The sequence below is a fragment of the Streptomyces sp. AB3(2024) genome, assembly GCF_041862025.1.
In the GTDB taxonomy this organism is placed as follows: Bacteria; Actinomycetota; Actinomycetes; order Streptomycetales; family Streptomycetaceae; genus Streptomyces.
Map to the genome: position 1 here is coordinate 23,619 of NZ_JBGWAB010000099.1, position 8,141 is coordinate 31,759.

Here is an 8,141-nt window from a genome sequence, read left to right on the forward strand (position 1 = left end):
CTATCGCGTTCACCACCACGCAATCTCCACACCATGGACAACCGGAGAGGTGTTCGGGAAGACTGACCCCGCGCTCCACCCGATCTCTGGTGTGCCTCCAGCTGGGAGACTCATGACCGTTTCGCCCGGCGGGGTTCCGCACACCCCGGACACGGTGGTGTTCCGCATCCTCGGCCCCTTACAGGTGACCGGCCTGAGCGGGCCGGTGCGGATTCCCCCGGGGCGGCAGGAGGTCATTCTCGCCGCCCTGCTCCTTGAGGCGAACCGGGTCGTCAGCACGGACTACCTGGTCGACCTCATCTGGGACGACGAGCCGCCGGACACCGCACGCACCCAGGTGCAGATCTGCGTGTCGCGGCTGCGCAAGCTCTTCACGACGGCCGGGATCGCCGCCGCGATCACCACGCGGCCGCCGGGGTACGTCCTCAAGACGGAGGGCGACCTCGTCGACGCCGCCGTCTTCGCCCGCCGGCTCGCGGACGCCCGCGCCCTGGCGAAGCGCGGGGACGCCCCGGAGGCGGTGGAACTGCTGCGCGCCGCAGGTGAGTTGTGGCAGGGCGACTGCCTGAGCGGGGTGTCGAGCGAGACGCTGCGCAGCAAGGCGCTGCAGTTGGACGAGGAACGGCTGACGGCCGCCGAGACGCGGATCGAGCTGGAGCTCGACCTCGGCCGCCACCACCAGCTGGTCGGCGAGATCCAGCTGCTGGTACGGGTCCACCCGCTGCGGGAACGGCTGCGCGGGCAGCTGATGCTGGCGCTGTACCGCTCGGGGCGACAGGCGGAGGCGCTGGAGAGCTACCGGGTGGGCCGCGAGTTGCTGGTGGAGGAACTCGGCCTGGAGCCGGGGGGTGAGCTGCGCGGGCTGGAGCGGGCCATCCTCTCGGGGGACGTCCCACCGGTCCGCCCGCAGAGACCGGGCGGCGGGTTCGGGGCCGCTGCCACTGGTCCCGGCGGAGCGTACGGCGGCGGAGTCACGGGGCCCGGCGGAGCGTACGGTGGCGGAGCCACCGGCACGGGCACCGGCACGGGCACCGGCACCGGCACCGGCACCGGCACCGGCACCGGCGGTACCAGACCGGGCACGCCTCAGGCCGCGCATGGTGCCCCGGCGACCCCGGAGACCCCGAGGGCCCCGTTCGCCCCCTCCGGTCCGCCCGCCTCGCACGGCCCGGACCATCCGGCCGACCCTGGCAGCTCCCCGCACCCCCAGGCCCCGTACGGCCACGGCACCCCCGGAAGCCCGCCGGGCCCGGCGACCCCGCGGGGCCCGTACGACCAGGGAGCCCCGGGCAGCCGGCTCGGATCCGGGGACCGGCACGCCGCCGGAGCCCCCGGCCCGCAGGCCCTGTACGGCCAGGGCTCCTCAGGCACCCCGCTGGACATCCCGCCGGGCATCCCCGCCCCACGGGCCCCGCAGGACCACGGCGCCCCGCTCGCCCCCTCCGGCGCGCAGGCCCCGCACGACCGGGCGGCACCCTCTCCGCAGGGCCCGGCCGGCATCGCCCCGCCGGGTCACGGCTCCCTCCTGGCCACGCCGTTCGGCGGCGGTACCGCCGGTGGGGCTCCGGGCGGCCCGTTCGACGGGTTCCCGGTGTGGAGCCCCGGCGCGCCGGAGCGGTCCCCGGGACCGGGGACCTCCTCCGCGGGCGGCCCCGCCGACGCCTCCCCCGCGTGGGTTGCGGCACCCGCGGGCGGGCACCCGGCCGTCGACGGGGCACCTTCGTGGAGCGCCGGGCCCGCCGGTGGGTACGGCCGCGGCGCCGGGACTCCCGTCACCGGCTCGGAGGGCGGCGGCCCCGCGGGGCACCCCGTCACGTCCGCGACCGTGGCCCCGTACCGCGAGGAAACGCCCCGCCAACTCCCCTCGGACACGTCGGACTTCGTGGGTGACGAGGAGCGGATCCGCCGCGTCGAGCAGGCCCTCCTCGGCGACGGCGAGAGCGGCGGCGGCCGGCGTGCCGTCGGCGTGGCCGTGATCGTCGGCAAGCCCGGCACCGGAAAGTCCACGCTGGCCACCCACATCGCGCACCGGCTCAGCGAAACCGCCTTTCCCGACGGCCAGTTGTACTGCGACCTGCGCGGCACCGGCACCCCCGCCACCTCCGGCGAGGTGCTGGGCCGGTTCCTGCGCGCACTCGGCATTCCGGGCCCGGTGCTCCCCGAGTCCCAGGACGAGCGGGCCGAGATGTACCGCACGCTCCTCGCCTCCCGCCGGGTGCTGGTGGTGCTGGACGACGCCGCGTCGGAGAGCCAGATCCGGCCGCTGCTGCCCGGCAGCAACACGTGCGCGGTGCTGGTCACCAGCCGGGTCCGGCTCACCGGCCTGCCCGGGGCGCACCGCGTCGAGCTGGACGTGATGGGGACCGACCACGCCGTGGAACTGCTGGTCCGGGTGATCGGCCCGGACCGCGTCGCACGCGAGCCGGTGGCGGTCGAGGCGCTGATCCGGACCGTGGGCGGGCTGCCGCTCGCGCTGCGGATCGTCGCGGCCCGGCTGGCCGCCCGTCCGCACTGGACGCTGGCGTCGATGGTGCACCGGCTCGCGAACGAGCGGCACCGCCTCGACGAGCTGACGCACGGCGAGATGACGATGCGGGCCAGCCTCTCCCTCACCCACGACGGTCTGGCGGCCGAGGACCGCCGGCTGCTGCGCCTGCTGAGCCTGGCCCAGGGGCAGACGCTGCCGGGCTGGCTGGCCGGCGCGCTGCTGGACGATCCGCGCCCCTTCGCCTCGGACCTGCTGGAGCCGCTGGTCGACGTACAGATGCTGGACGTGGTCGGGATGGAGTCCACGGGCGGGTTCCGCTACCGCTTCCACGAGATCATCCGGGTGTTCGCGCGGGAGCAGCTGGCGGCGCACCACGAGGCGGCCGACCAGCACGCGGCGACGGCGCGGATGCTGGGCGGCTGGATGTCCCTGGCGGAGCAGGCCCACCGGCGCATCTACGGAGGGGACTTCACGGTGCTGCACGGCTCCGCGCCGCGCTGGGAACCCCCGGCGGAATGCGTGGACGAGCTGCTGGTGGATCCGCTGGGCTGGCTGGACAGCGAGCACGCGAACCTGGTGCAGGCGGTGGAGCACGCGGCCCGGGAGCAGATGGACGAGCTGTGCTGGGACCTGGCGACGACCCTGGCCACCCTGTTCGAGGGGCGCGGCTACCTCGACGACTGGGAGCGTACGCACCGGCTCGCGCTGGACTCGGTGCGTACGGCGGGCAACACCCGGGGCACAGCGGCCCTGTTGAGCTCGCTCGGGGTGCTCCACCTGGGCCGCAGCCAGAGCGAGGAGTCCCGCTCGGCGCTGACGACGGCGCTCGGGCTGTTCCAGGAGCTGGAGGACCGGCAGGGTCAGGCGCTGTGCCACCGGGACCTGGCTCTGCTGGAGCGGATGCGGGGCAACGAGGACCACGCCCTCTCGCTGTACGACCGGGCGCTGCGGGATTTCGACCAGGCCGGGGACGTGGTGGGCCGGGCCATCGTACTGACGCAGAGCGCGCACATCTGGATGCGGCGGGGGCAGAGTTCGGCGGCCCAGACCCGGCTGGACGAGGCGCTCGGGATCTACCGGTCGGTGGGGTACACGGGCGGGCAGGCCCGGACGCTGCGCCGGGCGGGGCAGTTGCTCCAGGGGCAGGGGGAGCACGAGCGGGCGGTGACCACGTACACGGAGGTCCTGGAGCTGTGCCGGGAGAGCGGTGACGTGATCGGCGAGGGGCACCTGCTGCGGGACCTGGGGCACGCGCACTCCGAGATGGGGCGGTGCGAGGCGGCCCGCGGGTTCTACGCGCAGGCCCTGTCGGTACGGGAGCAGATCATGGACCACGGTGGAGCGGCGCTGGTGCGCCTGGACCTGGCGCGGCTGCTGACCGCGAACGGCGGGGCCGGGGAGCGTTCGCGGTCCCGGGAGTTGCTGGAGAGCGCGGTACGGGCGTTCCGCGACCGGGGGATGGAGCGGGAGCTGGCCGAGGCCGAAAGGCTGCTGGCCGCTCCGTGAGGGGCTGAGGGGCACCGGGGCGACCGCGGCGCTGACGGGGCCGGCGGGTTGGAGCCCCGGCCCCGAGGGGTCCGGGTCAGTCCCACGGGTTGGTGTCGGTGGAGCCGCTCGGGGTGGGGGTGGCCTGCGGGGCGGGGACGCCGGCGGTGGTGCCGGTGACGGCCGGACCGTCGGCCTGGGCGACCTGGGTGCCGAGGGCGGCGGCTCCGGCGATGGCGGCGGTGACGAGGGCGGCGCGCAGGGCGTGGGAGAGGTTCATCTCGGGTCCTTTCGTCGGTGCGCTCCGGGTTTCCGGGGCGCTTCCTGCTTTCTGGTCCCCAACTTAGGAACGGCCGGAATCCCGGCACCGGCCCCGCCCCTATCCCCGCGCTATCACGGGACGCCATGGCCGACCTATATTCCCGCTCGCCGTGATAGCGGCATCCGGGACCGGGACGGATCAGCCGGTGATGCCCCCGGGATAGCGCGCTGCCGAGGATGGGGACCAGGAACCGGGCCGTCACCCCAGGCCCCGTCGTTCCCCCACACCGTCACCGGGAGCGCCTCTATGAACGCCCATGTGAACACGGACTCGACCTCCCGGGTGGGAGCCTTGATACGGGCCCACCGGCTGCGTATCGGGCTCACCCAGCGGGAGCTGGCGGACCTTTCGACGATCAGCGTGCGGGCCATCCGCGATCTGGAGCAGGGCAAGGCGAGACGGCCCCGCCCCGACACGGTGCGGCTGATGGCGGACGCGCTGCGGCTGGGCCCGCGGGCCCGGGCGGCGCTGGAGGCCGCCGCCCAGCAGGGCCGGGCCGGCGGGCAGGGCTGGGGGCGGCCCCCGGCTCCGCCGACCGCGCTGCACGCGATGTCGGGGCGGGACGCGGAGACGGCTGTCCTGGAGCGGGAGCTCTCCGTGGGCGGCGAGCGGCTGGTGAACGTGGTGGGGCTCGGCGGGGTGGGCAAGACGCGGGTCGCGCTGGAGGTCGCCGAGCGCTTGCACGCGGCGGGCGTGCCGGTGCTGTGGCACGCCTTCCCGGGGGCGTCGGCGGACTATCTGGGGTGCGGGGAGCCCGAGCCGGCGGCCCGGGTGGCGGCGACGGTGGCCGACCTCTACGGATCGCCCCCGGCGGATGCGGCGTACGGCGGGGCGGGCGCGGCCGGCGCCGGGGCCTTCGGCGAGGGGCCGGGAGGCGGGTTGTACGAACTGCTGGGCGAGCAGCGGGTGTTGCTCGTGCTCGACGGGGCCCCGGCGGTCGCCCCCCGGTTCGACCGGCTCACCGCGCTGCTGCGGGCCTGCCCCGGTCTGCGCGTGCTGGTCACCTCGGAGCAGCCGTGGGAGGTGCCGGGGGAACGGATCTTCCTGCTGTCGCCGCTGGAGGTCCCGGCCGAGGGCGCGGCGCCGGACGCCGCTGCCGCCGCCCCCGCCGTACGCGTCTTCCTCGACCATGTGCGGCGCGTGCGGCCCGAGTTCACCGCCGGCCCGGCCGATCTGGCCCGCGCGGCCCGGCTGTGCCGCCGCCTCGACGGGCATCCGGGAGCGCTCGCCGCCGCCGCGTCCTGGCTGGTCGTCTGCGATCTCGCCACCCTGTGCCACAGCCTCGACGCCGACCCGGTCGCCCTGCTGGACCACCTCGGCGGGGGCGCGGGAGCCGACCGGTTCCGGGCCGCCCTGCACCGCCGGGCGGACGGGCTCTCCGCCGGGGCCCGCGAGCTGCTGGACGCCCTCTGCGCCGGGGAGGCGCAGGACGCGGAAGGGGAGTTCGGACTGGTGGACGTGGCGGCCCTGACGGGGCGCGGTCTGCCGGAGTCCGGCCGGATGCTGCGCGAACTGCTGCTCAGCGGGACCCTGCGGGCCGCGCACGAGAGCGGCGGCTCCCGCTTCCGGGTACTGGGCCTGGTCCGCGCCGCCGCCCTGCGGACCCCGCAGCGGGCCTGACGGCCCTCGGGGTCGCGCGCACGAGCGGCCGGGGGCCCGCGGGCCCGGCGACCTGTCGACCCGCCCTTCCGCCCGGGCAGCCGACAGCCCGGGACTGGGGCCCGTCGGCCCGGCAGGGCAGGCCGCCGCCCGCAGGCCCACCGGCCCGCCGCCCCACCACCCCGCCGACCCGGCAAGCCGCCGCCCGAAACCCCACCGGCTCACCATCCCGCCGACCGGCGGCGGCACCGCAAAGCCCCGAGCCCCGAGCTCCGAGCCCCGAGCCCCTCCAGCCCGGCACGCGCCGGGCCCGACAGCCCGCCCCGTCGGCCCGGCACCCAGTCGGCCTCGGCGGCCTGGAACGCCGTCCCGCCCCCGGACACCCGAAGGCCAGGGTCCCCACCCGGCCCGGCACGTTGCCGAGCCCGATGGTGGCCCGCACCCCCGGGCGCCCGGCGCACCCGTGGCCCGGACCCGGCGTCCCGTCGGCGCACGCCGACCAGCGGCACCCGCCCGGACGGCAACTGCTCCCGGAGTGCCGGAGCAACTGCCGCCGCGGCCACCGGCCCGCGGGTTGTATGACGTACGGCCGGACGGCGCCCCCGCCCCGGAGCGACCGCGGCCACCGGCGCCCCCGCGCGGCCGGATCCCGATCCGCACCCCCGCCCCACCCCACCGCACCCTTCGAGGAGCCTCCGCATGTCTTCGACCGCGTCCGAACGGAGCAGCGCGCACGGGCCCGCCGCTGTGCGGCTGCCCCTCTCGGCGGCGCAGCGCGACATCTGGACGGCCCACGCCCTGGACCCCACCGGCAGCCGCTACAACATCGGCGAGTACCGCGAACTCGTGGGCCCGCTGGACGCGGACCTGCTGGCCCGCGCCTGGTACCGGCTCGCCCGCGAGGCCGACGTGCTGCGCGTCCGGGGCACCGGCTCCGACGAGGACGGCGGCCTGTGGCAGCTGCTCCACCCCGACCCTGGGGAGCGGCGGCTGCGCGTCGTGGACCTGGACGCGGAGCCGGATCCGGTGGAGGCCGGCCGGGCGTGGATGGCGGCGGAGCTGGCGCGGCCGTTCGACCTGGCGGACGGCTGGCTCACCCGGCACGTGCTCCTGAGGGCCGGACGGACGGACGGCGGCGAACAGCGCTGGTTCTACTTCCACGCCTTCCACCACCTGGTCGTCGACGGCATGGGCGTCGCCCTCCTCGACCAGCGGCTGGTCGAGCTGTACGAGCGGGGGTCCGCCGGGGAGCCCTGGGGGCCGAGCCCCTTCGGTTCGCTGGAGGAACTGCTGGCCGAGGACGACGCCTACCGGGCCTCGGCGGAGGGGGCCGCGGACCGCGCCCACTGGGCGGGGCACCTGGCGGGGATGCCGCAGACCCCGCGCCTGGGCGAGGGCCGGACCGGCCCCGCGGCGCCGGGCGCGCTGCCCTTCGTACGGCGGACCGTGGTGCTGCCGGCGGGGCGGGCGGAGCGGCTGCGGGAGGTGGCGCGGGCGCACCGGGCACCGTGGACGATGCTGGTGATCGCGCTGGTCGCGGCGTACGTGCACCGGGTGAGCGGAAGTCCGGAGCTGGTGCTCGGGCTGCCGGTGACGGGCCGGCGCACCGACCTGGCCCGCCGTACGCCGGGGATGATGTCGAACGTGGTGCCGCTGCGGGTGGCGGTGCCGGCGGACGGGACGACGGGCGAGCTGCTGGCGGCGGTGGTCGCGGAGGCGCGCCGGGGACTGAAGCACCAGCGCACCCGCTACGAGGACATGTGCCGCGATCTGGGGCTGGGCGAGGCGGAACGGCGGATCACCGCGCCCCTGGTCAACATCATGGCGTTCACTCCGGGCATGCGCTTCTGCGGGCTGCCGACCCTCCAGCACAACCTGGGCAACGGCCCCGTGGAGGACCTGGCGGTGGGCGTGTACGACCTGGGGCCCGAGGACGGGCTGCGGATCGACTTCGACGCATCGCCCGAGGTGTGCGACGTCGCCGCGGTGGCGGCGCACCAGGACCGCTTCGTGCGGTTCGTGGAGTCGGTCCTGTCGGAGGACGAACAGCACTTGTCCCGGATCGAGTTGCTGGGCACGGTGGAGCGGCGTCAGGTGCTGGAGGAGTGGACGGGCATCCGCGCCGACACCGGGAAGGCCACCCTCGTCGAACGGTTCGAGGAGCAGGTCCGGCTGCGCCCCGGGGGCCGGGCGGTGGTCTTCGGCGGCCAGGAGCTCACCTACGCCGAGCTGGATGCCCGTGCCAAC

General features: G+C 76.3%; 4 protein-coding genes. 3 read left to right on the forward strand and 1 reads right to left on the reverse strand.

Features of this window, described 5'->3' with window-relative positions; genetic code table 11:
- Positions 1-112: 112 nt before the first annotated feature.
- Complete coding sequence (locus ACEPPI_RS29520) at positions 113-3,994, forward strand: BTAD domain-containing putative transcriptional regulator (RefSeq protein ID WP_373918326.1); 3,882 nt, start codon at positions 113-115, stop codon at positions 3,992-3,994.
- Between the two features lie 76 nt (positions 3,995-4,070).
- Here ACEPPI_RS29520 and ACEPPI_RS29525 read toward each other — a convergent pair whose 3' ends face one another.
- Positions 4,071-4,253 (reverse strand): hypothetical protein, encoded by a 183-nt coding sequence (locus ACEPPI_RS29525; protein ID WP_100660840.1) that lies wholly within the window; start codon positions 4,251-4,253, stop codon positions 4,071-4,073.
- A gap of 288 nt (positions 4,254-4,541) precedes the next feature.
- Between ACEPPI_RS29525 and ACEPPI_RS29530 the strand changes: the two genes are divergently transcribed.
- Both ACEPPI_RS29530 and ACEPPI_RS29535 read left to right on the forward strand, forming a co-directional pair.
- On the forward strand, positions 4,542-5,915 hold the full coding sequence (locus tag ACEPPI_RS29530) for a helix-turn-helix domain-containing protein (protein ID WP_373918327.1): 1,374 nt from the start codon (positions 4,542-4,544) through the stop codon (positions 5,913-5,915).
- Between the two features lie 678 nt (positions 5,916-6,593).
- Positions 6,594-8,141: condensation domain-containing protein (locus ACEPPI_RS29535; RefSeq protein WP_373918328.1), on the forward strand; the 1,548-nt coding region annotated here is incomplete at its 3' end.